This is a genomic window from Paenibacillus periandrae (genome assembly GCF_022458865.1).
GTDB classification, from domain to species: domain Bacteria; phylum Bacillota; class Bacilli; order Paenibacillales; family NBRC-103111; genus Paenibacillus_S; species Paenibacillus_S periandrae.
Genome location: NZ_JAJNMU010000008.1, coordinates 244,725 through 267,731, shown reverse-complemented (window position 1 = coordinate 267,731; position 23,007 = coordinate 244,725). Strand labels below are relative to the sequence as shown.

Below are 23,007 nucleotides of genomic sequence, written 5' to 3'. Positions count from 1 at the left end.
GGCAGTTAGAGCTCTATTCCTGCCTCATCTAACCAATATAATATATCCGTTGCTCCGTTTAATTTGAATAATTTCATGACGTCCTCCAATTTTTGAAGGCGCTGTATCTCCTTCTCCTGTTCAACCAGTCGTAAAGCTTGCTGATTAGCTAACGCAGTTTTAGAAGCAATCATTTCATACATGTCATAAACGGAAGGGTTAATTTCTTTCCACAATTTATGGATTTCATCTTTTTGATCTTTTTCCTTAATGAGTAGCTCCAACGCAGTGTGAAGGTCAACGACGTCTTGAGTACTAAGTTCTCCTGCTTCTATAATTCTTACAATTTCATTTTGAGTCAAACTGCTAAATTTTTGAGCATTTAATTTTAAATGCCCCACTTCATCCCTATTAAGTTCGATAGGGAAAGCTGCTGATCTCGCAGGTTTGACAAGTCTGGTTAATTTATCGATAAGATCGTTTTCAACATCATTAAATTTGTAATGCGGCAGATGTTGAATAATAAATATCCATCCGAGTATTAATGCCTGTTCATGAGTTTCGACTATCATTTGTTCCTGTTCACTCAATGGGTTCATTCCTTCCTCAGGTATATTTTGATCAATTGGATAAACATCATGGCTGTCTTTATAGGCGTCAAGGTCTAGATTAGAGCATATACGTTACATTTTGCCAAAGTCTGTTGCTCGATCAACCAATATGGCAATCCCTGAGCTCGCTGCTTATTAAATCGCACTAAGTGCAGTCCCCGCTTGTTTCGTAATCCTCTAGAAGAAGATCCAAGTCCTTCGCGGCTTGATTATATCCGTTTTACTTATGTGGTCCGTGCTGAAATTTCATGTTTCATACCATTCCAGCACTGCATCCTACATGGAGTTGTCTTCCTGTTCCTTATTAAGTTCAGCCGCAATTTGTCATTTATCCATCCCCTACTATGGGGTTACCTCTGGATTCTTTTCGTAGATTCCTTTTACCCACGCCTCAAATTTTCGAAGTTCAGTCCAACTATTTTGACCATCAGAACCATCTTTCTTCTTTTGAGTCCAGTTTACGTATTTAGTTCCACTAGTTCGTGTTTCGATGATATTTACTTTCCGGTTTACTTCCCTCTTACCAACGTTACCCCAATAAGTCACATTCTTTTCAATTCTCATTCTGTTCATCCCCTAAATGTAAGTTAATCTAGCAATCACAGGAATCATATTCCAACGATTTTGAACCAAGTGCACTTCTACTGAGCACATATACTCATATCTTAACAAATTTTATGATGTGATTTCAGTAGAAAGTTGAGTAAATTGTTTTTTAAGTAATTCTTCCATCCGTTCTCGCGACAACCCCAGATCCTCTCTTGCTTGAGCAGCTGCAAAAGGGTGAATTTTTGCTCCTACGGTTGTTTTATAATAGTTCAGAGACTGCTTGGCCCGCTTACGAGCAGTGAAGCTCGTGCTCAGGCTTGCTCTGCATAGTTGGCTAAGCTCTGCTAGAGCGCAAGCAGTTTCTGCTTTCGATAGCTTTGTCCAAATAATGTGATCTTGTCGATTTTGGATGCCGGCAATTTGAACTTGTTCATTTACTTTAGGAAAAATAGAGATGTCTATTGTTGTACTCATATTGGTTTACCCCCATTTATATGGATGACGTAAAGTTCAGAAAGTGATCCCGTAGAAAGAATCGGGACCACTCCTCTTCTATATTAATTATGGATGTAAGGGAACGCCTTTTGCAAATTTATGAAGATATATTTCTAATTTCACAGCTATGAATATTTTTGAGTAATAAAAGAGACAACAGACTCAATCTCTTCATCAGATACATAGGCGGATACAAGGCGTTGTTTGGGTCCGTCCTTCGGTTTGAAAAACATATCGCCTCCCCCAAGTAAATCCTCCGCACCCGGTTCATCCAATATTACCAGAGAGTCGTTTCCTGACGCGACGGCAAAAGCTAAACGAGTTGGCAAATTTCCTTTTATGGCAGTAGACAGGAATTGTTTGGTCGGTCTCTGTGTGGCGATGACCATATGAATACCTGCTGCGCGAGATAATTGAGACAGACGCTGTATTTGTGTTTCGACGTCATCTGAAGCTGTCATCATCAGATCAGCCAATTCATCAATTACGAGAACAATATAGGGTAACTTTGCTGCTCTTGGATCCTTCTTAAGCAACGATTCGTTGTACGATTGAATATTCTTAACCCCTTCTTTAAGGAAAATATCGTACCGCTTGTCCATTTCTGCAACAAGTGACTTTAACGCTGATACTGATCGTTGAGGATCTATAATAATTGGGCAGAATAGATGAGGAAGCTTCGAATAAGCCGACAACTCCACCTTTTTAGGATCAATTAAAATTAAACGTAATTCGTCTGGATCTAAGCCATAAACCAAACTGATAATTAGGGCATTCAGGAAAACCGATTTACCCGAGCCGGTTGCGCCAGCAATCAAAAGATGCGGCATCTTCGCTAAGTCAGCAATAACAGGCTTCCCGATCATATCAACCCCGATCGGGAAGCTAAGAGCATCGCGATTAATTAAAAATTCGCGATTTTCGAGCATTCCTCTTAAATGGATGACGTAAGGGTTCTTATTGGGTACCTCTATACCCACATGATTAGAACCTGGTATAGGGGAATATAGAGTAATCTTCTCTGCCTGCAGAGCTGCTTGGAAATTGTCCCTGTAGCGCCTATAATTTGATATATTGATTTTCATGGATTCCGGTAACAATTCATATCGTATCACTTTAGGGCCATGAGAAACCTTCTTAACTTTTGCAGGCATTTTGATCATAGATGTGGCCAATTCGATCCATTCAATTTCCTGGCTATTGTTCACCGCCTCTTTATGGTTCGACTGCATTCGTAGTAAAGATGTAGGAAGTTTAAGAGCCCGAGCTTCAGGTGACTTAAATTCAATCCTTCCATCTGCTTTCATCACGATGGCAGCATCAAAAAAATCGTCGGTATTTTTACTTTTGAAACCCTTTTTAACCAAGGTTTCACCCTTATTGAGAAGAGATTGCACGTCTTCCTTGGTTACTTCCACTCCTAGAATTTGCTTACCTATAGTGAAGTCACATTGTGTCTCCTTATAAGCGCTACAACCATAAAATTTTCCTTTATCCATCACAAGGGCTATACGACACTTCGGGCAATAACCAAGGTCATGCATATTCAATGTCCCACGTTGTTGCATAGGAGACTTGGTACTCTTACCTGGTGGTTCTGGTTCACTTGGATGGGAAACAGGTTGCCTTAGGTTCTGTTGTGGTGTTTGATATGTTTCTGATGTGTTTGTTGACTCTACAGAAGGTGGGTATGGCGTCCTTGGATTCTCATAGGATTGAGAAGCTCCAGGAGAAGGCTCAATCCCCCCTGCATGATTTTTTTGTTTCTCCACCTGTAGAGGCTGACTCCTTGTCAAGGGAGCGAAAGAAGGTTCAATTATATCACCTATTGTTTGTTTTTCTTTTGACGCTTCAGGTCCTTTTAATTGTGTAGTTGATTGCGCAGGTACGGCTGGTTTCATCTGAGCATTTTGTTCGGAATGAATTGAGACAGTCTGTGCAATCTGAACAGAAGGACTAGTATTATTACGTGGATATCGTCTTTGCAATTCCTCAATATCCATAAGAACTTTCCTTGGTTCGTTCCCTTTATAAGGACTGATGAACCCTTCTAGTTCCATACGATCAATGAGTTTTGCGCACACGGTATACCCAACGGTTAATCGCCGTTGTAATAACGATACTGAAGCTTGTTTGGCATGTACGACCTCCCAAAGAGCTTTGTGGTACAGTTCATCATCTAGACTAGTAAATTCTTTTCTTGAACTTGGTATAGGTGTAGATGATAGTTGTGGAGCCTGAGACCCAAGATTTGGCATCGAAGTCCTCTTCGTTATGTCACTGCCTTTATCTCTAAATTGATGAGAAGGACCTGGTGTAGACGGAGCTGCTTGATGAGATGAAGTATGTTGAACCAAGGGCACGGTATGATTAGATTGATGGTAGGATTTCGTCTCGCTTTGCACCGGTACACCTGATACAGGTGATTCAGAAGGAATGGTAACCGGAGTCATATTCTGGACGGAGGCGTAGCCTTCCTGGACTAGTTGAAGAGTTAGAGCTTTTGCCTCCTCAATAAATTCCATATACTTAATAGAACCGTCTCCAACTTGACGTAGCCTCTTCTCCCATTTTCCCGTCATTTCAGCACTAGCAAGGATCGAGTTACCGATGGCTTGAATGAGGATACGACCTTTATTTGTACTGTACACCATATTCTTTTTTACTTCGATGTATTTCTGTTGCTTAAGCCTTCCTATCATTCCGGAGCGGGTTGCTTCGGTACCCAGACCATCGGTACTCTGCAGAATCTTCTCGATCTCCTTATCATCTACGCTTTTTCCAGCACTCTTCATTAATGAAATCAAATTACCTTCCGTATATCGTTTTGGTGGTTGTGTCTTCCCCTCTTTGGATGTGCAGGTAATGGCAATACCTTGTTCACCAGAAACAAGGACTGGAAGCGTTTGTTCATCCGAATCCTCACTTTCGTCGTCTTCTTTTAAACCGTTTGGAAATAGAACTTTGCGCCATCCTTCTTGAATGGTTACTTTTCCTTTGGAAATAAAAGAAAACTTCCCATCAATATAGGTAATAACGGTTGTGAAATCAAAAATGGCTTTAGGATAATGTGCAGCAATTAACGATCGGGCAATCAGATCATAGACATTACGTTCGCGTTCATCTAGATCCGATAGATTAGGAACGTCTTCTGTTGGAATAATGGCATAATGATCGGATACCATTTCAGGATTTACGTATTGTTTGTTACCTATTAAGCTTTGTACTGGTGTCGGCAGTAGAGCGGAGAATTCAATAATGTGGGACAACTTTTCCAAAATGGATGGAAAAGTAATCGCTTCATCCTCTGTTACGTACTGAGAATCCGAGCGCGGATAGCTCACAACACCTCGTTCATAAAGACCTTGAACGATGTCTAAAACGTCTTGTGGCGAGTACCTAAGTCGTTTATTGACTAATGTTTGTAGTGATGAAAGATTGTGTAACAAAGGAGGTGCATATTGTTTCTGCTCTTTTTTTACATCTCGAATATCGGCTTGTTTACCTTGGCAAGCCAGGATTAAGTCGTTCGATAGTTTCATTACAGGTAAGTTGGTCATGGCATCTTTAAACCATTGGCCGCGGTATCGTTTCCCATTGACTTCAAAATCCGCATACACCTGCCAAAATGGTTTTGAAACGAAATTTTCAATGGCAATATCCCGCTCCACAATGAGAGCAAGTAAAGGTGTTTGTACGCGGCCAGTAGAAAAACTACCATCAGCTTTAACACCTTTGCTTTGCAGGAGAATGGAATACAATCGTGATGTGTTCATCCCTACGAGCCAATCCGCACATTGCCGACTGTACGCCTCATAATAGAGATTCTTTTTAGCTGATTCGGGCAGTAAGTTGTTAAAAGCTTTCACTACAGCGGTTTTTGCCAGTGAAGATGTCCACAAACGCTTCACTGGTTTCTTATTTCCTGCATGTCGAAGAATAAGACCCCCTATTAATTCACCTTCGCGGCCGGGATCTGTACTTAAAATGACTTCAGAAACCCTCGGATCAGTTACAAGACGTTTTATCGTGGTGTAGAGTCCCGATTTAGCACGGTCGACCTTATGCTTAAAATTTTGAGGTACAATGGGGAGATCTTGAATATTCCATTTTTCGTATTTAGGGTCATATTCCTCAGGCTCGGATAATCCAATTAAGTGGCCAGATGCCCAGACAACGAATCCTCCTTTTGGGAAGGTAGCACAGGGTAGAAGTTCAATATATCCTTGAGCACTTTTATGCGGGAATGGTTTCGCTAATTCTTCAGCTTGAATCTTTTTCTCTGCAAGAACGACTTTCATAATTGACCTCCTCTTTCAAAATCAAGAAAAAATAAAAAAAAGCACAAATCTCCCGTTGTTTTGGGAAAAGAGTGCTTCTCTTTTTGATGGGTTATGCGAGTTATTTCAATTATAGCAAAAAACGTCCAAGATGACACGTTGCAACACATCTGTTAGTTGAGTCGTTCGTCTTCTCTTGGTATATATTCTGATATCGAAACTAGCTGCCGGCCTTATTACTAAGATAAGAAGCGGTTTTTAAGATTCGCATAATGGGTATATTGGAGCTTGTTGATCACTCCGAAATCTCTATAAAAATGAAGACGTTGTGTATCTATCTTTCTAGGTGCTTGACTCCATACTTGTAGTAAGAGATTAATTTGTTTGTCGTCAATGATCATAAAGGGGGTCCCAGCTGAATTATATTCTGCAGAGCGGGATTCGAAATTTTCCTTAGACATTTCCACACGCCGTCCGTCTTCGAAGAGCTCGAAATACCGTTCTCCCTCCCAATAGAATACAATTCCAGTTAAACTTATAGGGTATTTAGAATGATCCAATGCGTTCTCTCCTTTTCATGCCTTCTTCTTCATTATATTGTAGTCTATTGTCTGGAAACCTCCAATTTTCTAAAGGAAATTCTGTTTTTTGGTTCATTATAAAATATTGCTAATTATGAGGAACCATAGCTTATACCAAAACAATATGTATAGCTCTTTAGTAAAAAGATGTGAGAATGTTCGTAATCAACCGTTATAACAAGAAAGGATTTCGGATTTCATGGGTTGAAAAGAATTTAATACTTCTAAAATAAAATCAGCAATTAATACATTCTGATGCAGGATTAAAAACTATTGCTTTTATACACCATCTGGTTTATAGAGAATACTTTCCTTATCCTGTTCAACTGCAATTTCAATTCCATAATGACCATCGTCTACTTCAGCAATTCGCTCTATTGCAGAAAAGACTCCATTTATCCATTTCTCACTGTTAATGAAAGGCTCCAGTTTATGTTCTAGTTTGGATAATGCATCCATGAAGTTAGTTGCATAAACAACTGGAAGCCAAGAACCTTCGTTATTGAAGTAAGACTCCAATGAATTAGCCACAATATCCCCACCGGTTAAAGCTTCTCTGATCTGGTCCAGATACCCGGCTTGGGGTGCCATTATCATCCATACGCCGGGGCCATATCTAGCTTTCCAACACTGAAGCTTCCAGTCTCTATTTAGTAACTTGTCAATTCCAGATTGCCTCATGGATTCACTCCCTAAATAAACAACTTTATTTATTGAATTACTTATTCCAATTAATAATCGAATTAACCAAAATATTAAAGTAATTGATGTATCCCTACCAAACCAGAATTATAGATATTAGGAACCAAGGAAACCGAGAGAACTTAAAAAAGCTAGGGTTTGATTTGACCAAAGAAAGATTGCCGCTGTATGTAATGTAGAACCAATATAGGAAGAGGTTATTTAAACCAACACTTCCCTCTAGTCCGAGAATAATTCGAGAAAGGATGAACTTGTAAGTAATAAACTCCTAAATATAAATGATATTAGACAATAATTCATTACTCCCTGAAAATCTCAACTCTAACCCTTAATAACCCTTCATCTTCTAGCAAACCTAACATATTTTTAAACTTCTTCTCAATCAGTACAAAGTCTCCTTTGAAATCGAAGTTAAGATAAGCACCTGAAGTAACAGCTGCAGTTTTCCGTTCTACGTCTTCGCGAACAGCAGGAAGATCAAGATTCTTTTCAAGCTTAGGAATGACCTCATAAGTAGCATCTATTATAGTACGCTCTGAATCTTTTGGTAAAGAATTCGGATTACCTATTAGCAGCTGAGTAGCCATGGCTCCAGCTGCTTGCTCAAGATCATCATTTTGACTACGTCGACCAATTCCGCATTTTCGTAATTGATAGTAAAAGGTACCTGTATTAACTTTCCAAGAAGCTTTTATATCTTTATCGCTGAAAATGGTTCGCCAGTGTTTTATTAATTGGGTTTTGATTTCTAAGTTTTTAATTGCTTTCCATGACTCAAAGTCCATTATTTCATTTTTATTTCCTTCAAATAGAAGATTGCTCATCCAGTGTTTCCCCCTACTCATTATTATCAACTGTATTAAATAGATCCCCAATACACGTTTCACAAATAAACTTGCCTTTAAATTCATTAATATCCTTTTCACTACCACAAAAATGACAAAATTGTCTATGAGCCTGGACGATAATCCAATCGCCCTCTAAATAAATATCCACATGATCCTGTTTCGCAATGCCCATGACACGGCGCAGCTCGGCCGGCAAAGTAAATCGCCCCAAGTCATCAAGATTACGAACAACTCCTGTTGACTTGATTCTTCGTAACCCACCCTGAAGCGCATCTGGATTCTTCAATAACCCTAACAGATGCAAAATTTGCTCACGATCCCTAAGCCTGTCCATGTTAACTAAAGATTTTTCTAAAATAACACTCATCATATTTTTTAACGTATGTGCGTCAGAAGGTAATTTAAATTCATTATTCTGCTTCATATTTTGGCTACTCATTTCATTACCTCCTATGTAAATTTGAGACTATTCTACCACATAATTAAGGAAAAAAGTTACAAAAAAAAAGAAACAGGTTCAAAACCTGTTCTACATATACTTCCATCTTTTCTTAATAAGCTTTCTCAAAGAATCACAAGTAATAATTCCTCATTTTGAAAGTTTTAACACTATAGATAAGATGATACCAATAATAGCTACGGCAAATAAAGGGGGATAATGGGTCTTCATAATTCCTACCCGATTGTGTATTTAGGGATTGAGGATCTCAAGTATTTCGTATCTAAGCACACCTGCAGGAGCTGTAACATCGATTTTCGTTCCTGTGCTTTTTCCCATAAGCGCTTTTCCTAATGGACTCTCATAAGAAATTTTGTTGTTGAATACGTCGGACTCAATGGGTCCAACGATTGTGTACTTTACAGTGTCATTATACTCTAGGTCTTTTAGCAAGACAGTAAGCCCGACACTAACAGCAGAAGTATCTCCGTTTTCAACATCAGCAACCTTGACGTTTTTCAACATTTTCTCGAATGAAATAATTCGCCCTTCCACAAAAGCCTGTTCATTCTTTGCATCCTCATATTCCGAGTTTTCATCAACGCCTCCATTTTCAAGAGCTGATTTAATGCGATCTGAGACTTCGCGGCGTTTAACCGACTTCAAATACTCAAGTTCTCCCTCTAATTTCAAAATACCTTCCTTAGTTAGAACAACCTCTTTTGTACTCATTAATATCTCTCCTAATAATCATTTTGTGAAGTCATGCTATTCCAAGTCAATTGCATAATAGCATTTACATATGTGGCCCCAAAGAACAAATGAATCTGGCCACAAGGGAGTGGATCTTGTCTCTTCCACGTTCCAAACCCTTGCATTCCCTTCACCGGTCTTCTATCCAACTTTCTTGCGAAACCGACAGCTAAATGAAAAGGAAATGTCAATTTATTGGCCAAATTAGGGGATAGTAACTTTTTCAAATTACCAGATCAATGTAAACGCAATCACTGCGGTTGTTACTGAAGCATATGTTCGATGTTGTAGGAAAAAGAAATGAAAATCCACATACAACACCAATAAATTAGAATGATTCCGTGCAATGCTTACATAAGTGAGCGAATTGCAGCTATCTTCATCCTCCTTAAAGCAGGATGAATATTATCGCAAAGCTCGACAGACAATCTTATACTTTGTTCTTTCGTTTATGAAAAGAATGTAGTTTGGCTTTTCTTTTATCAATTTCTCGGCAAAAAGGGCAATGAATGGGGTATCCGTTATTTAAACGCATAAAATGATCCTGCGAAACGGAGAAAAATAATCGTTGGCAATTTCGGCATGTCTCGTCAAATATAATCGGTTTCCCAGGATCACGGCCACCTTCTAAATTAATGAGGTTGACGAGTTGTCCAACTGTTATTCCTGATGTTTCAAGTAATTCAGTTATATTTTTCATCAGGCGATTTTAACTCCTATTCAATAAATGATCCTTCTTTTCCTTGGAGGTATTCAATTCATGCAAAACCACGTTCGCAAAATGTCTAGTTTTTCATTATAAAGATTCTCCCTCTTCAGCAAGTCGCTCGTAATCGATCGCATCAAGTAAGTATGTGATGAATTCCTTCTGAGTAGACGCCGGCTCTTTTAGTCCGCTAGCATATCTAACAGCCTTTTCGATATATTTCCGAACATGTGAGATGATGTCTGTACCATAAAACGTAAATTCGGCATGGCCTTTTTGCCTGTCAGCGAACAAATTACCATAAGCGCCAATATCAGTTTCCAATAAACAAAGTAAGATTGACTGTATATTACTCTCTCGATCAAGAAAGTAAAGCATATGCGGTTTTATTTTGAATAGTCGTTGTAAGTATCCCCGAACTTCTCGATGCTGAATGAGAGCGCGGCTATCATATCCTTGGAAAGTTAGTCTAACTGTGCTGCGAGCTTTTGATTTTTTCTTCTCAGCTCGTTCAATTAGATCAAGATGCCTTTTAATTTTTCCCTGTACGAGTTCATCTTTGGTTACTTCTATTTTGATTCTGGCAGACTCAATGATTGTCATTTCATTATTATTACTATTTGTACAAGCTTTCATTAATTGCTCTATTAAATCAGTACGGTTCATAGAGTCTCCTTCCAAATGGGTTGCTAAGGTGTTAAAATTCATCGTCAAAGTGGAATACTTCATCACCTTTACATTTCTCTATACATTGTTTTAATATGAGCTGCTGATAGCTCCAGAAATCTAGACGCTTATGATAGAAGTATAGAATTATTGCAAGGCTTATAAAAAGAAACCATTCGACACATAAAACTTGGAAATCGAACCCCTGCGAAAACATGATGTTATAAATCATCATTGTACATAAATTGATACCCAACATGACTTCTAAGGATTTGGTTACGGATTTAAATCGGACCACCTTAAGATTTGATTTCTCAGCTAGTTCATTGAGGGTTAATCGTGAGTAACCGTTGTAGGCAGCCTGACTCGCCTCCGATTTTTTTATGATTCCCTCTAAAATATCCTCGTAAGAATCAAAGGAGTCGTTTTCTATAATTACATCTTTCAACTGAGATTTGATACGAGTCGGGAGCATGAACATGTGGTACGCTACTAAGTTCAATACACTAAGTGCTAGTAATAGAGGTAAATCCCATGTAAGACGATCGAATAAGTGAGGGCCAAAAAAATATCAAAACAACGTTTGCAATAAGTCCTGGAGTCATACAAAGCTCATATAGCACATATGTTCTCATACTGTGTAGACGATATTGAAGACTGCAATCTTCCGTGCTTCCACTTCAAAGACTGTAATCTTCCGTGCTTCCACTTCATTTACCTCTCTGGTTAAATAACCAATCTTTAGAAGCTCATTCACAATAATCTTACTATGTTCTTTTGAGACAATTAAATAGTTCTGATTGATATAAGCCGGGAAGGATTCATGTTCCCTAACAAAATTCAAATAACTGTTTTTCAACATATCTGAATGCTCGGCTTTCAACAACAACTTCGACTCCAGATTCATGAGAATATTGTCATTATCATTGGCTACGGGCATAGACCATATTTCGAAATAAGGTTGATTCACAGCCATTTCCGAAAATTTTATTATATTTTCAAAAGTCATTAATAAAGAGAAATTGGTGAAATAATAAATCTTGTGGTTTGGTAATGTAAATTCTTCAAATGGTTTTTGATTAGGTTCGTTAAACACGCGTACTTTCATCCGTTCACGCTCCAGTTATTTATTCAGACGATCAGGTAGAAATTAATACAGACAAATTATAGACAATTTAGAGTGAATCGCCTGTTTCCAACAGTACGACCAACTCTCTTGGGTACCGATTGAACTCTTTTACATTCAATGTTGTATTGATAAAGATGAATGGTGACCCATTATTAAACCAGTCATTTACCATTTTGGAACAGATTTTTTTTGTATTCCCCCTAGTTAGTTAATAAATTATCAACAATACCATTTAAAATTAGAGTAATTTCATCATCGCCTGGTTCAGTATTTGAAGTATTCCAAACAACTCTCATATCTGTCGTATTATAGCCAAAGCGGGTAAATGTATCTTTCAATAGATTAAATATATCAGAATATAGATATTCTCTATCATACGCACGTTTTTTTTCCACTAAGAGGACAAGTTCTAAAATTACTTTTTTATTGGAGAGTTTGTTAAATCTAAAATTCTCAATGAGCATAATTAGATGGACTCCTTCAGTGTAGGATTTATGGATTTTAAGAAAGTAAATATGGGTGCTGCTATTCCTTACTGGTTTTGGATTCCAATAAAGAAGATTTGTCAGTATGACATATCGTATTTCGTTGAATTTGAGATCTCTAGGCTTGCTGCAGATTTGCGATCAGGTAATAAGTTGATCATATTAAATTTGATAAATAAAGTCATTTATAACATGAACCTACTCTTGTTCTTGCACACGCCAATATGAGGTATAAAGGTATGGAAAGATGTCAGAAACATCAAGGGTTGACATCGTTTTATTATACGCGGCACTCCCCTGTGCATGAGCCCCAAGATCAACTGAGGCATGCAAATGAGATCGGAGCAAGGCGATTAAGTAATTCGCTGCTTTATCGATGTCAGGAGTATTGTTGATACCCTCCATGCTAAACAGTGTGATCAAGATTGTATTGTGACTCATTTGTTTATAGCGTTGTAAGATTAGTTGATCGAATGTGTATTGATGAAATCCTCCCCATGCAGCTGCACTATGCTCGGTGGGTATATAGCACGAAAAGTAGAACCATTCAAACATTGCTTGATAGTGATGAGTCGGACGTTCACTCGACTCTGGATCGGGTAGTAGTGTACGTCCGGCAAAGGTATGGCAGAACTTCTCAAATCGATCAGAGTGTACGATCATTTCGTTCCAAAGGATCCTCGTTTGATCTCCCCTCAATGGTATGAATTTAAAGGTTGAACGCATAATTAAATATCGTTTGAGTTCAAAGAGGAGAATTCGGTACGTTTCGTCGGACCAACCATAGAGATTCATGACCCTTTCTCTCAGTATGTCTTCATAATACATCGAAAAGGAATTTTCGAGAAAAAGAATTGTGGGTTTCAAGGCAAACCCGCTTCGGATACCTAACCACTCGGGTTCAATAAAGCCATCAGATGGTTCAAGTGGCGATTCTTTGGCTGGCTTCGACCCTCTTAACTTATGAGTCATAACCATACATAAGGTAAGAAGAATAGCGATGACAAGGAGGGAAACACTCAACGACACTGAGTAAGTCATGACAAAGATTCTCCTTCAGACGCTAAAAAGACGAAGTAAATTTCGTGTATACTGCTGCAAATTACGTATGAAACGGAGCGCTACTTCGCCCTCTTGTGCAATCATGTTGACTCCATGATAGGTAAGCTTAAAAACATAATAATTGCGACGATCGGAGTCCCAACTTCCTTCAAGCCAACCATTACTCGGATTTTCCATCTCATGTGCGAGTTCATAAATGTAACCTTCCGCACATTGCCAACCGTAACGTTTGTCCATTAATTCGTAAATCGAGATAGCTGTACCTTTTACACCGTGTTCAGGATTATTCAAAATGGTTAGGAACAAATATCTAGCCAGATGACGTACATTGATGAGTCGATTGAAATGCTTGAGTACACCTTCATCCCAAATGGGCCGTTCCCTTTTACCGGTACCTGTGATTTCAAAAGCGAAATAATCAGCTGCATTTTTGAGCCGCTGCAGTGTATTCAGATAAGTTTCGGCAAAAGCAATTTGCTTCTGTATGCCCGCTTCAGTTGTGGACATCGTGCGCATCATACCTTTGGTTTCGATACAAATGACCCAACCGAAAGCTTCCATCTCTCGAACGCATTGATAGATATATGATTTTGATTTTAGGTTTATGGGTTCCGCGACGACGGCATCGTATAATTCTCGCATGATCTTGGGACCCGTCCGTAATTCACGGAACATAATCAAGTAAATAATATCTTTGGCACTCAACCCTAATTTATCGGGTGCAAGAGGAGCCAGTATTTTTTCCACATTAATCACTCCATTGTAATAACAATTTTGATTTCACGTTTCTCAATACATACGTTTCCTCAGTAGTTTTGCTCTTCATCCTTTTTTGGTATTTATGAGTACGTAGCCCTTCTCTCTATAATACCTATGGCCAATTAGAAAATGATTGGCCTGAGTATAGTAATTTGCCAATCGTAACGTTGATTTAAATAGGATTATGATGATCTAAAAAGAACAATGACAATACCGACTTGATCAAGCTGAAGGAGGAAGCGATGGATCTGAGGATGCAGACGAGAGCGATGATGGGTTGTATCTCCCAAGTAATTGAAGAAGTTCATTTATGAATTGGCCAGTTTAAATTGATTACTGACTTTGAAGTTAGATACACAGTCACAGTAAGGAATGATTTTTATTTCTACAACGTCAATTAGGATTGCCCCTTTCTCGATTTGATATGGAACGTGGTACGATGATGAAGCTATTTTCTTACAAAAGGGAAGAGAGAACAAATGTACGCTATTACCAAATATTATAACATAGACCTCATCATGCGCATATATAGTCGTAGCTCACTTAAAAGCACGCCGATATTCGTTTTTTTATACTGCGATCAGAAGTCTCACTCGACAACTGTGATCCATCAGTTTCTGATCTTAACCATATCTTCGTTCAACCTTATGTGTACGCTTCACCCACACCTCACTCTACGCACAAAGGTTTGCTGCTCGGTTCGACGTTACTCCGATGGTCCCATTCCCTTCCCCTTTCATACCGGTCTTCAACTTGGGCCTTATTGGTACGGACTAAGTCGAAGATTATAATTCTGCAACTTAATCCGGATCAAGTTACGTTTTTGATGGTTTGGGGGGGTGGGAGCTTGACGGGCGCTTGGCACCATCCTAAGCTCCCACAAAATGTAGAAGAATTCTACTAAAAGAACAAGGACGGTTGTTAAGGGTCAAACCAACCAACAGGCAAGCAAAGAAAAGTTACATTTTGATCTACAGGTCCGGAAGCCCCGCAAGAGTCGAAGAGTTAACCAAGGAAGTAGGCAAGATGTGCGTGGAGTGAGGTGTGTGTAAGATCGAATATATGGAAACAATAAACAGGTTAAGTGAAATGATAAATCCTTTGCTGGTGCGGGTTTTGATGTCTCGTCAGCCGTGGCCGACCGATGCTTTTTATTTAAGTTAAGTTAAGTTAATTTACCTCTTTTTTTGTGATAGTCGATCATACTATGATCGAGTTGATCTCAATGTTTGGTGCTAATTATGCGTTGGGTGAGGTCTTGGTTGTTAGTTATATATGAACTTTTTTTTGATTTCTTCTACCCTCCTATGCCAGGCACTTATTCTTCTCTGAAAATAAAGGGTATTCGATAGCGGGAGTTAAGCTAACCGAGGAGCGGAAACGTTGACTTCATTAAAAACAATATTTATGGATATCCGTAATATGTGGGATCATAATTCATAAAAGGGGAAGAGGAAAATAATTTCCACACAAGCATCTTTTTCATATCATCATTTCGACAGTCACATTTTGTACCATACAATCAGTTAAGCAGCTAAATAACATTAAAGTGAGATACTTTATAAAGACTGAAAACAATCCTACAAATATCCGCATACAAAGCAATAATGGCAAATCTATTGAGGATCTTGTTCAGAAAACAGTAGCAGTCTCGGATTTTATTTTCATGTCCATGACTGCTCTGTTTCGTTTCTGAGTCACTCAAATACTTGTATTTCGGAGGCTGCTGGTCATAGTGCCCCAGGTACCCCATCCGACATTAAATTCATTGCGATTCCTTCGACTAGTTTGGTATGATACTTTGAAAAGGAGTGGTTGTTTAGGCCCGCGGATTACTGTATCATAGTTATTTTCTTTTTCGTCTTCGACGTTGCTGCAATAGCGGTGAATTGGAGATTAGCTCGTGTTCCCGCTTTTTTAAGATATTCGGCTCTTTTTTGATCATTTGCTGGATCAATTCGAATTTGTCTTCTTGGCAATAAATCTGTTTGCTGGACTGAAGAACCTGAAGCGAATTGTAATACGTCACATTTTCAACGTCTGTTAGCGGAATGAAACAGTTATCCCATTTGCTGATGTTCGCAAAAGAACGCCGTTCAAAAAGCGTTAAGATCAACTTACTAGTCAGTGGGTAAACTATTTCCATCCCTGGGGAGAATACCCCTTGGTAAGAACGTGCTTCATTTTCTTTGGCATGACTGTTTCTTACAACAGGGTTATCTGACGTAAAGAAGGGTTGATCAGTCTGATTAACACCTATGATCCATATGAAATTTTCAACTAATCCGAGCTTCAAAGAATCTAAATATGGTTGATTGAACATAAAACGAAGATGCTCTATAGTTTCAAATTTTGGATCTAATTGAGTCATAACATCGCCTGGCTGATAACCTTCAATTTCCGAGACTCCAATTAGATCTATCATTGTTTGTCTTAAGGTTTTTTGCGTATTAATTATAAAATTCCGAAAATCAGCAGTTCGTAGCATTTGCATACTGATTTGAATCGAAAAGGAAACTCTTTCTTCATCCGTTACAATTGCTGACTGATAGAGCGAATTCATTCCCATACTATAACGAAGTTTTATGTTTTTAATTAGATTGTTGAGTTCACCCTCCATTTTACTAAAGTTTTTCTCTATGAATTGTTCATCGAAGTCATCGGGTATGTGTTCAAGAACTTCAGGATCAATATCATAAAAATATCGTTCACTTGCCACATTTCTCGGACTTGTTGGAAAGGGGCTTTTCTTTGTCGTCTTATCGAATACATAGAGATGTCCCTTGGAATTGGTAAAATTCATAAGGTAATTCTGCGGAACATAATGCTGATTTGTGACCTTGCTCAATTGCCATGACCTCCTTTTATTGTGTGATTGGGTTAGATCTTACTATAGCAAATATTAAAGAAGTCTGTCATATCGGTGTTTATAATTGAAAAACACACCTAGTCTAATCTTTTATTTTATTCTGACTTTCTCAACACATCTATCTGATTTTTAACAAACAAGAAGCAATCACCTCCTATTTTTGAGGGATTGCTTCTTGTTTGTATTACTTTATTTTAATTTTCAGTATCGCTTTTCACCCAGGTCTTTTACTACAAGGTTGAGTTATGTTCTTCCTGGTCTGTTAATTGAGCAACTAAAGCATCAATATCGATTCCATTTATACGTGCAAGTAAGCGAGCAATAGAATCTGCCAGAGGATACGTTGTTGTTTCTTGGCCAGTATATCCGACTTGCGTCCATTTTTCAGGAGTAAATACACCATGTGGGATATCTACCTCATTACCAAGCCACATTTTTGCTCGGAAATCAATCACCGTGCCATCCTGCAACTCTATCCAAAGATGCGGTTCGATAGTTTTTGATGTCCGGACATTTGTAAGTGTCCCCACTCTTACTATATGAGAAATTTCTGCAGATTGAAGTATACAACTAATGATACGTGTCATTCCATCACACTCTAATTGACAGCTGTCTAATGTCTTGAGCACGCTAGCCAGTCTTTCTTGATCCATTATTGTAACTGGCATTTGATCCCCTACCTTTGTGTTTGATTCGGCTTATACCCTACTTTGAACCTACAGTTCTCCTTCAAATAGCGACCACCATTCATGAAGATTGCATATTCGGTATGGCTTTCGATCATGCCCGTTTCTACATGAGAACCATCCTTTATGTATACCTCAATGGGGACGCTAAAAAAGATTACATTGTCAAAATCGATAGGATTTTTAAGTTCATCGTCACGTTTGAACATGGAACTACCTCCTAAAATGAAATGGATCTGACCCTTTTTGCCTTTCTTCGTTACTGAAGAGTGTTATGTACTTTTAACTATTCGACAGAAGGACCCAATTTTCCTACTGGGTCCATTTCTTCATTGTGTATCACTTACAAATGCATTGAACGCCTCTTCTTCCGTTCATTTTCCTCTACTACCCAGAAACGACTTGGCGTCGTACCATGTTGCTTACAAAGGCTGTTATAACCTGATTTACTCAAATAGAGAATCGTATCAAATTTCAGATCGCGCCATGGGTTTTTTGCTACCCATTCCATAGGGTCATTCCTAGATGAAATGTTATTCCCAGATGCATCTCGTACCTGCCAGTAATGAAGTAAATCTGGGAGCTCTTCGATAGTGCATCCACACATCAGTGCAAGACCTTCTAACGTTTCCGGAATAAATTTTGCGAATAATGAAGCCACACTATCATTAACGATACAGTAATATTTTTCAGTCCTTCTCTCCCGGCCATTATGAATCTTTATAGGTGTATTGTAAGTGGAAGTTTCACGATTTCTGAGCCGCGTATCACCCGCACGTGAGAATAAACGGAGCATATTCCGATCTTGCAATTCATCCTCACCATTACTCGAATTCTTCATGAACGAAGATTCCAGTAATTCACCCTTTGCTATAGCCTCAAAGAGAGCCGGGGCATTAAGCGTAATCCTATCTTTGACCCATTGATATATTTCTTCACGTCGGTTATCGTATTCTTCCCGAGCAGCTTGATTAATAATTTTAGCCTTATTGTAGCGGGCTATCCACCTCTGGTCAGAAATAAGTTCTTCTGATGAGCCAAACATGGTGGCATCCATCGCGTACACGCGACCACTATTATACATAATTTTTTCACGATCCCATGAAGGCATGTCATCAAGAAGCGATTCATAAACTGAGAGGACTTTTGATTCTGCCAGTTCCGTGACGATAAGGTTATTCCCCACTATTTTTATCCATTCATGTTGTTCCTTCGTATCATCAGAAAGCACTTTTATTTTTAAGCCGTCGTCCAGCATATTCAAGTAATCATCTTTGATTAGATGTTCATAACGCTCTTCCATCCACCTATGAAATTGGGTAGTACGCTCTCCCCAATCCTCTTTCATTGCATCATAGGTAATATCTTTCTTTGTTAACACAGGTGCTTCCAAAACTTTATAGTTATCGATGACTGCCGGTAGATGGGAAGCAGTGACGATCAATGATTCCGGCAGCTTAATCATTTCACCTGTATAAGAAAGTCCCAGGGTCTTAAAGTTTTCTTTCCAAAACCTCTGCTCGATACGGCTAAACATCATGGCTATCCATATGATTTCTTTTGGCATAAGGTCCGCCAATTTCTTCATAGGCAGCATATGTGCTTGGAAAGGCGCGACAGCGAAAGACTCCTCCTCAATGATATACGCCTCACGACCGTCCTCACTAAATTCCAGATTCATTAAACCGTAAGGAAAATGGTTCTGCGAAACACGGTCACCGAGAATTCGATCAGGTCGCCGGTGCATTTTCTTGGCAATGGGATGAGGCTCTTTTTTCTTATCCGTGAGAATCGATAGGGTACCCCCATTTCGCAACGCGAATACAAAAAAGGATGCCATGTTGAAAGGATCTCGAATGAGATTCAAGCTAATCCCTGACCGTTTCGTTTGTGCCATGGTCTTGATCAACGAATTGATATTCCAGAACTCATGTACAGTATCATAATATATCGGTCGATCTCCATCTGATTCGCCATGCGAGAATTGATGAACTTCTAATGACTCCATGGATCGAAGGGCATCCCGTCGAAGAAAACCGAGTTCATGGTAGTTGTTGGCCATTGAGTAAACACTTTGATTTGTCACACCATAATGTTGAAGTGCTTTAATAACACTATTGCGAAAGGTTTCCTTTGCCTCGATCACTTCTTCATCTTCCAATATCGACAGAATTTCTTTGCACTTAGCCAAATAATCAACTAAGACACTATAATCATCTAATATTGATTGTACGGTAAATGTCCTTTGATTGAGATAGTCACGAACAAAATAATCTAAGAGCATAACCGTCGTGATTTTAGATGGATCCAAAAGAAGTGATTCCGTAAGGTTTTTGTTTGCTTGCTGAAGATCAAAATCTCGTATTCTCATATGCTTTGCATTTGGATCGACATTCGTCAGTTCAACCCATAATTCAAGAGCTCGAACGATATTATCAAGCCCTTCCAATTTTTCAGAGATCATATTGATCCTCCTTCATCATTAAAATACTATTTTTCAGTGTAATTTTCTGTATGTTTAAACTTCACTTTTTGCGTGAATCAATAATTAAAGTCGAACTACATAAAAAGAAGCGGTATCTCGTTACTTCCGTAACCCGCTTCTTTTATGCCTGAAATCAGTGATTTAAGATCATGTTAAACTGAGAAATCCGCTTAAAGGTTATCGGCTTTAGCTCCAATGTACCTTCACTGAATTTGATCAAGTCCATCAAGATGTCCTCTATTCCATATGTAGAGATAAATGGAGTTGAAATTGGTGTTCCCTTGTAGCCGTCAGAGCGCTTATAGAGAATCCAAACTTCCGAATCTCCGATGGGATACTTTCCGTTTTCATCAAGCCGATCCCACACCATGACAACATCGCCTTCAATCTTTATTGCACGAAGACATAGTTGTAGATACATCAACACTTCCTCCACATCATCACTCGTATATCCGTCTTCCCATTCGCAGGTGGAAATGCCACATGCCTCAAAGCGCCGATTCAGGTCCCGCACCAGATCATTAAAGTTCATACCTAATGTATCCAAATCATATCGCCTCCCAATTTTAATTTAGATGATTGCTCATGCAAATTCGAGTATCATTTCAATGTGTCATTAATGCCATGCATTCTTATAGCTTTTGCACCCATTAACAACAAAGGAGCAACAATTCTTTATACAAAACATAGATTGTGCTATTTCAGCAAAAGACTTGTCATTAGAAGTCTACTCAAAATCTATCTACTGGTTAAGAATATGAATTTGCTTCCCGATAATTATTCAGTTTCTCTTGTTGCACTTTAGTCAAAGCTGACATTTCAAGATCGATGTATTTTACTTCCTCCTGCGTGGCAGCATGCTGAAGCTTAATATCCAATTCCTCAAATCTCTGTTTGATGACTGTCAAACTCAATTGTTTTATATCTTTAAGTAGTAGTAAATAATACATGTAGTCTTTATCTACTAGTGATGCTTTCAAATGGAACATATCATAATAATCCTCATAATTGGTCCATTCAATAACCATCAATCTCGGTTCTAAGAACCAGTGCAATCGCTTAACACCTTCATCCTGTGCCAGAACCCACACATTTGAGAAAAAATCATATATTTGCGGTCTCCATTTATTGATTTCAAAAAAAATGGGCTGTTTCCTAAGTATGACATTTCCTTTTCGGGCCACTAAATGTAACCCATCTTCTGTATAAAACTCAATACCGGCACAGTCCACATGCCACTGAGGGTTATAATTCCAACAATGAGAAGCCTCTTTGAGAAGCCTTTTTTCATGATGACGAGACAAACCGAAGAACTTATTAAAAATCTTCATTTGTGGGTCCCCCCTTCTCTGAACAACCTAATTATAGGTATGCTTGGATCTAGTTCATACACATGATCATCTATTAGTTCCTGAAAACTTTTCACTATATGTTGACGCGTTGTTAGGTCATTCCTTTGATTCGAGGCAGCTTCAGTTGCAAGTCTTGTACCGCATTCTTGTTGAATGCTCTCCAATATGAGTTGAAGTTGATGTTCCTGGTCGTTAAAAAAATTCAAATCTGGTATAACTGATTTTGCCCACTCCTGGACTCTAAGGAAATCGTCCATGTTCATTGATTTTTTGTTTTTTTCCTCGTGTAGCTTCGTCAAAAGAAAAGAACGAATCTCCTGAAGTGTTTGTAACGTGGCATGTTTGTCCATTGTGGAACACCTTCCAATTCATATAATTTATATAAAAAAACGCCCACCTATTGATCCTCACGTCAAATAGACGATGAGCGTAATCAACAGATAAGGCGTTTATTTCCAAGATTTAAATACTTCGTGCCGCATGGCGGAAGTCGGGAATAGTAACAATTTGATATGCCTATCATAGCACGTTTTTTTCTATAAGAATACCATTGTTATAAGAACAAATAGTTTAGATCTGAACAAATTGGCGACAACAATATTTTTTATTATGGGTATTCGGTTTTGTGCTGGAAAAGGGCTTATTATTCGTCCTTCTCCAATTATTAATCAAGGTGGAAATACTGTTATTCAACCTTTTTTTCCAAAATATCAGATATTAAGCGATCTTCAAGTTCCTTTGAGATATATCTACTATATTGAGTCAATTTTTCTCCAAGCCCTGAGTAAACTCCGTTTTCAATCTTAGTCTCAATTTCTTGAATCGTGTTGACTAAATCTGAACTTGCGGAACCCTTTTCTTTCCATAATTTCACTAGTTGATTTTCAACTCACGTAATGCGATAACATCAGGATCGTTTTGTCTACTTACAATGAAATGCTATTTTCTTTATCAACTGGTAAACTTATTTTAACTTTATCTGGACTCATAAAATACACGCTCCCTGTATCAATATTTCAGAATCTGATCGTGAAGAGTTTATCTTTCGGTTGATTATTCTTACAGTACTGGAAGAGCATTCAACACCGTAATCTTAATACTCTCGTTACGTTAACGATATTCAACCATATTTTCGAAGAGGCTTTTTATTTATAATAGCTAGTAATATCAGTTATTCCCCAGCTAAAAGATACCTCACCGCTGCCAATATTTTCGCATTCTTCTTTTGCCATCAGTTGGTTTGGAGGGATAATAATGTTGCAGTTAAATATAGTTGATTTCTGTCCTGTCGTAATCTTTGATTTTATCAATTCCAGCATGAGAGTATACGTGGTAATAGATTTCTAATGACTTTTCTTCTTCGCTTAGAAATTCAATTTCTACAGATTCTTTATTTGGTATTACCATATGGCCGTCAATATATGCTTTTTCGGTTCCTTTTATGAAAATTTTGTATTCTACTTCCATGTTCTACCCCTTTACTGTTAAGGACTGTTCCCCAACAATTCAATTGTTCTATATTCCTCGATATTACCATCTACCCCTAGATTCTCGTAACCTATTGATGAACC

The 23,007-nt window shown here is 38.4% G+C and carries 22 protein-coding genes; all 22 read right to left on the bottom strand.

The genetic code is table 11. The annotated features are described in order from the left end of the window. Positions 1-5: 5 nt before the first annotated feature. Positions 6-569, bottom strand: coding sequence for a hypothetical protein (locus tag LRL21_RS15510; protein WP_240416705.1), 564 nt, complete (start codon positions 567-569; stop codon positions 6-8). 363 nt (positions 570-932) lie between these two features. Further along, positions 933-1,154: a hypothetical protein gene (locus tag LRL21_RS15505; RefSeq protein ID WP_240416704.1), complete on the bottom strand. Its 222-nt coding sequence runs from the start codon at positions 1,152-1,154 to the stop codon at positions 933-935. Positions 1,155-1,265: 111 nt separating this feature from the next. Then, positions 1,266-1,613, bottom strand: coding sequence for a hypothetical protein (locus tag LRL21_RS15500; protein WP_240416703.1), 348 nt, complete (start codon positions 1,611-1,613; stop codon positions 1,266-1,268). 146 nt (positions 1,614-1,759) lie between these two features. Beyond that, positions 1,760-5,935 (bottom strand): DNA topoisomerase 3, encoded by a 4,176-nt coding sequence (locus tag LRL21_RS15495; protein ID WP_240416702.1) that lies wholly within the window; start codon positions 5,933-5,935, stop codon positions 1,760-1,762. Between the two features lie 839 nt (positions 5,936-6,774). Then, entirely contained in the window at positions 6,775-7,086 is a 312-nt protein-coding gene (locus tag LRL21_RS15490; protein WP_240416701.1) for a hypothetical protein, read from the bottom strand. A gap of 410 nt (positions 7,087-7,496) precedes the next feature. Continuing rightward, complete coding sequence (locus LRL21_RS15485; RefSeq protein WP_240416700.1) at positions 7,497-8,021, bottom strand: hypothetical protein; 525 nt, start codon at positions 8,019-8,021, stop codon at positions 7,497-7,499. A 13-nt stretch (positions 8,022-8,034) separates the two neighbouring features. After that, complete coding sequence (locus LRL21_RS15480; RefSeq protein WP_240416699.1) at positions 8,035-8,484, bottom strand: AbrB/MazE/SpoVT family DNA-binding domain-containing protein; 450 nt, start codon at positions 8,482-8,484, stop codon at positions 8,035-8,037. A 252-nt stretch (positions 8,485-8,736) separates the two neighbouring features. Continuing rightward, positions 8,737-9,216, bottom strand: a complete 480-nt coding sequence (greA, locus tag LRL21_RS15475) for a transcription elongation factor GreA (protein WP_240416698.1) — start codon at positions 9,214-9,216, stop codon at positions 8,737-8,739. 451 nt (positions 9,217-9,667) lie between these two features. Then, a complete protein-coding gene (locus LRL21_RS15470) occupies positions 9,668-9,937 on the bottom strand; it encodes a hypothetical protein (RefSeq protein ID WP_240416697.1) in 270 nt (89 codons plus the stop codon). A 96-nt stretch (positions 9,938-10,033) separates the two neighbouring features. Next, positions 10,034-10,609, bottom strand: coding sequence for a hypothetical protein (locus tag LRL21_RS15465; RefSeq protein ID WP_240416696.1), 576 nt, complete (start codon positions 10,607-10,609; stop codon positions 10,034-10,036). Between the two features lie 631 nt (positions 10,610-11,240). Beyond that, entirely contained in the window at positions 11,241-11,717 is a 477-nt protein-coding gene (locus LRL21_RS15460) for a hypothetical protein (protein WP_240416695.1), read from the bottom strand. Positions 11,718-11,938: 221 nt separating this feature from the next. Continuing rightward, positions 11,939-12,202: a hypothetical protein gene (locus LRL21_RS15455; protein ID WP_240416694.1), complete on the bottom strand. Its 264-nt coding sequence runs from the start codon at positions 12,200-12,202 to the stop codon at positions 11,939-11,941. 219 nt (positions 12,203-12,421) lie between these two features. Next, on the bottom strand, positions 12,422-13,264 hold the full coding sequence (locus tag LRL21_RS15450) for a hypothetical protein (protein ID WP_240416693.1): 843 nt from the start codon (positions 13,262-13,264) through the stop codon (positions 12,422-12,424). A 15-nt stretch (positions 13,265-13,279) separates the two neighbouring features. Beyond that, the gene (locus tag LRL21_RS15445) at positions 13,280-14,032 is read right to left on the bottom strand and encodes a hypothetical protein (protein WP_240416692.1); all 753 of its coding nucleotides are present in this window, start codon (positions 14,030-14,032) and stop codon (positions 13,280-13,282) included. A gap of 1,858 nt (positions 14,033-15,890) precedes the next feature. Next, a complete protein-coding gene (locus tag LRL21_RS15440) occupies positions 15,891-16,892 on the bottom strand; it encodes a DUF4238 domain-containing protein (RefSeq protein WP_240416691.1) in 1,002 nt (333 codons plus the stop codon). 251 nt (positions 16,893-17,143) lie between these two features. Beyond that, positions 17,144-17,566, bottom strand: coding sequence for a hypothetical protein (locus tag LRL21_RS15435; protein ID WP_240416690.1), 423 nt, complete (start codon positions 17,564-17,566; stop codon positions 17,144-17,146). A gap of 23 nt (positions 17,567-17,589) precedes the next feature. After that, positions 17,590-17,808, bottom strand: a complete 219-nt coding sequence (locus LRL21_RS15430) for a hypothetical protein (RefSeq protein WP_240416689.1) — start codon at positions 17,806-17,808, stop codon at positions 17,590-17,592. Positions 17,809-17,942: 134 nt separating this feature from the next. Then, positions 17,943-20,063 (bottom strand): hypothetical protein, encoded by a 2,121-nt coding sequence (locus tag LRL21_RS15425; protein ID WP_240416688.1) that lies wholly within the window; start codon positions 20,061-20,063, stop codon positions 17,943-17,945. A gap of 154 nt (positions 20,064-20,217) precedes the next feature. Continuing rightward, positions 20,218-20,631 carry a hypothetical protein gene (locus tag LRL21_RS15420; RefSeq protein WP_240416687.1) on the bottom strand — a complete coding sequence of 138 codons (414 nt, stop codon included), beginning with the start codon at positions 20,629-20,631 and terminating at the stop codon, positions 20,218-20,220. A gap of 202 nt (positions 20,632-20,833) precedes the next feature. After that, positions 20,834-21,415: a hypothetical protein gene (locus LRL21_RS15415; protein ID WP_240416686.1), complete on the bottom strand. Its 582-nt coding sequence runs from the start codon at positions 21,413-21,415 to the stop codon at positions 20,834-20,836. A 706-nt stretch (positions 21,416-22,121) separates the two neighbouring features. Then, entirely contained in the window at positions 22,122-22,310 is a 189-nt protein-coding gene (locus LRL21_RS15410) for a hypothetical protein (protein WP_240416685.1), read from the bottom strand. 389 nt (positions 22,311-22,699) lie between these two features. Beyond that, a complete protein-coding gene (locus tag LRL21_RS15405) occupies positions 22,700-22,903 on the bottom strand; it encodes a hypothetical protein (RefSeq protein WP_240416684.1) in 204 nt (67 codons plus the stop codon). Positions 22,904-23,007 lie beyond the last annotated feature (104 nt).

Bases quoted from the DNA above. Each gene is read 5' to 3' on its own strand.
- LRL21_RS15505 (WP_240416704.1), bottom strand. From the start codon at position 1,154: ATGAGAATTGAAAAGAATGTGACTTATTGGGGTAACGTTGGTAAGAGG.
- LRL21_RS15500 (WP_240416703.1), bottom strand. From the start codon at position 1,613: ATGAGTACAACAATAGACATCTCTATTTTTCCTAAAGTAAATGAACAA.
- LRL21_RS15495 (WP_240416702.1), bottom strand. From the start codon at position 5,935: ATGAAAGTCGTTCTTGCAGAGAAAAAGATTCAAGCTGAAGAATTAGCG.
- LRL21_RS15490 (WP_240416701.1), bottom strand. From the start codon at position 7,086: ATGGCACCCCAAGCCGGGTATCTGGACCAGATCAGAGAAGCTTTAACC.
- LRL21_RS15485 (WP_240416700.1), bottom strand. From the start codon at position 8,021: ATGAGCAATCTTCTATTTGAAGGAAATAAAAATGAAATAATGGACTTT.
- LRL21_RS15480 (WP_240416699.1), bottom strand. From the start codon at position 8,484: ATGAGTAGCCAAAATATGAAGCAGAATAATGAATTTAAATTACCTTCT.
- greA (WP_240416698.1), bottom strand. From the start codon at position 9,216: ATGAGTACAAAAGAGGTTGTTCTAACTAAGGAAGGTATTTTGAAATTA.
- LRL21_RS15470 (WP_240416697.1), bottom strand. From the start codon at position 9,937: ATGAAAAATATAACTGAATTACTTGAAACATCAGGAATAACAGTTGGA.
- LRL21_RS15465 (WP_240416696.1), bottom strand. From the start codon at position 10,609: ATGAACCGTACTGATTTAATAGAGCAATTAATGAAAGCTTGTACAAAT.
- LRL21_RS15460 (WP_240416695.1), bottom strand. From the start codon at position 11,717: ATGAAAGTACGCGTGTTTAACGAACCTAATCAAAAACCATTTGAAGAA.
- LRL21_RS15455 (WP_240416694.1), bottom strand. From the start codon at position 12,202: ATGCTCATTGAGAATTTTAGATTTAACAAACTCTCCAATAAAAAAGTA.
- LRL21_RS15450 (WP_240416693.1), bottom strand. From the start codon at position 13,264: ATGACTTACTCAGTGTCGTTGAGTGTTTCCCTCCTTGTCATCGCTATT.
- LRL21_RS15435 (WP_240416690.1), bottom strand. From the start codon at position 17,566: ATGGATCAAGAAAGACTGGCTAGCGTGCTCAAGACATTAGACAGCTGT.
- LRL21_RS15430 (WP_240416689.1), bottom strand. From the start codon at position 17,808: ATGTTCAAACGTGACGATGAACTTAAAAATCCTATCGATTTTGACAAT.
- LRL21_RS15425 (WP_240416688.1), bottom strand. From the start codon at position 20,063: ATGATCTCTGAAAAATTGGAAGGGCTTGATAATATCGTTCGAGCTCTT.
- LRL21_RS15415 (WP_240416686.1), bottom strand. From the start codon at position 21,415: ATGAAGATTTTTAATAAGTTCTTCGGTTTGTCTCGTCATCATGAAAAA.
- LRL21_RS15405 (WP_240416684.1), bottom strand. From the start codon at position 22,903: ATGGAAGTAGAATACAAAATTTTCATAAAAGGAACCGAAAAAGCATAT.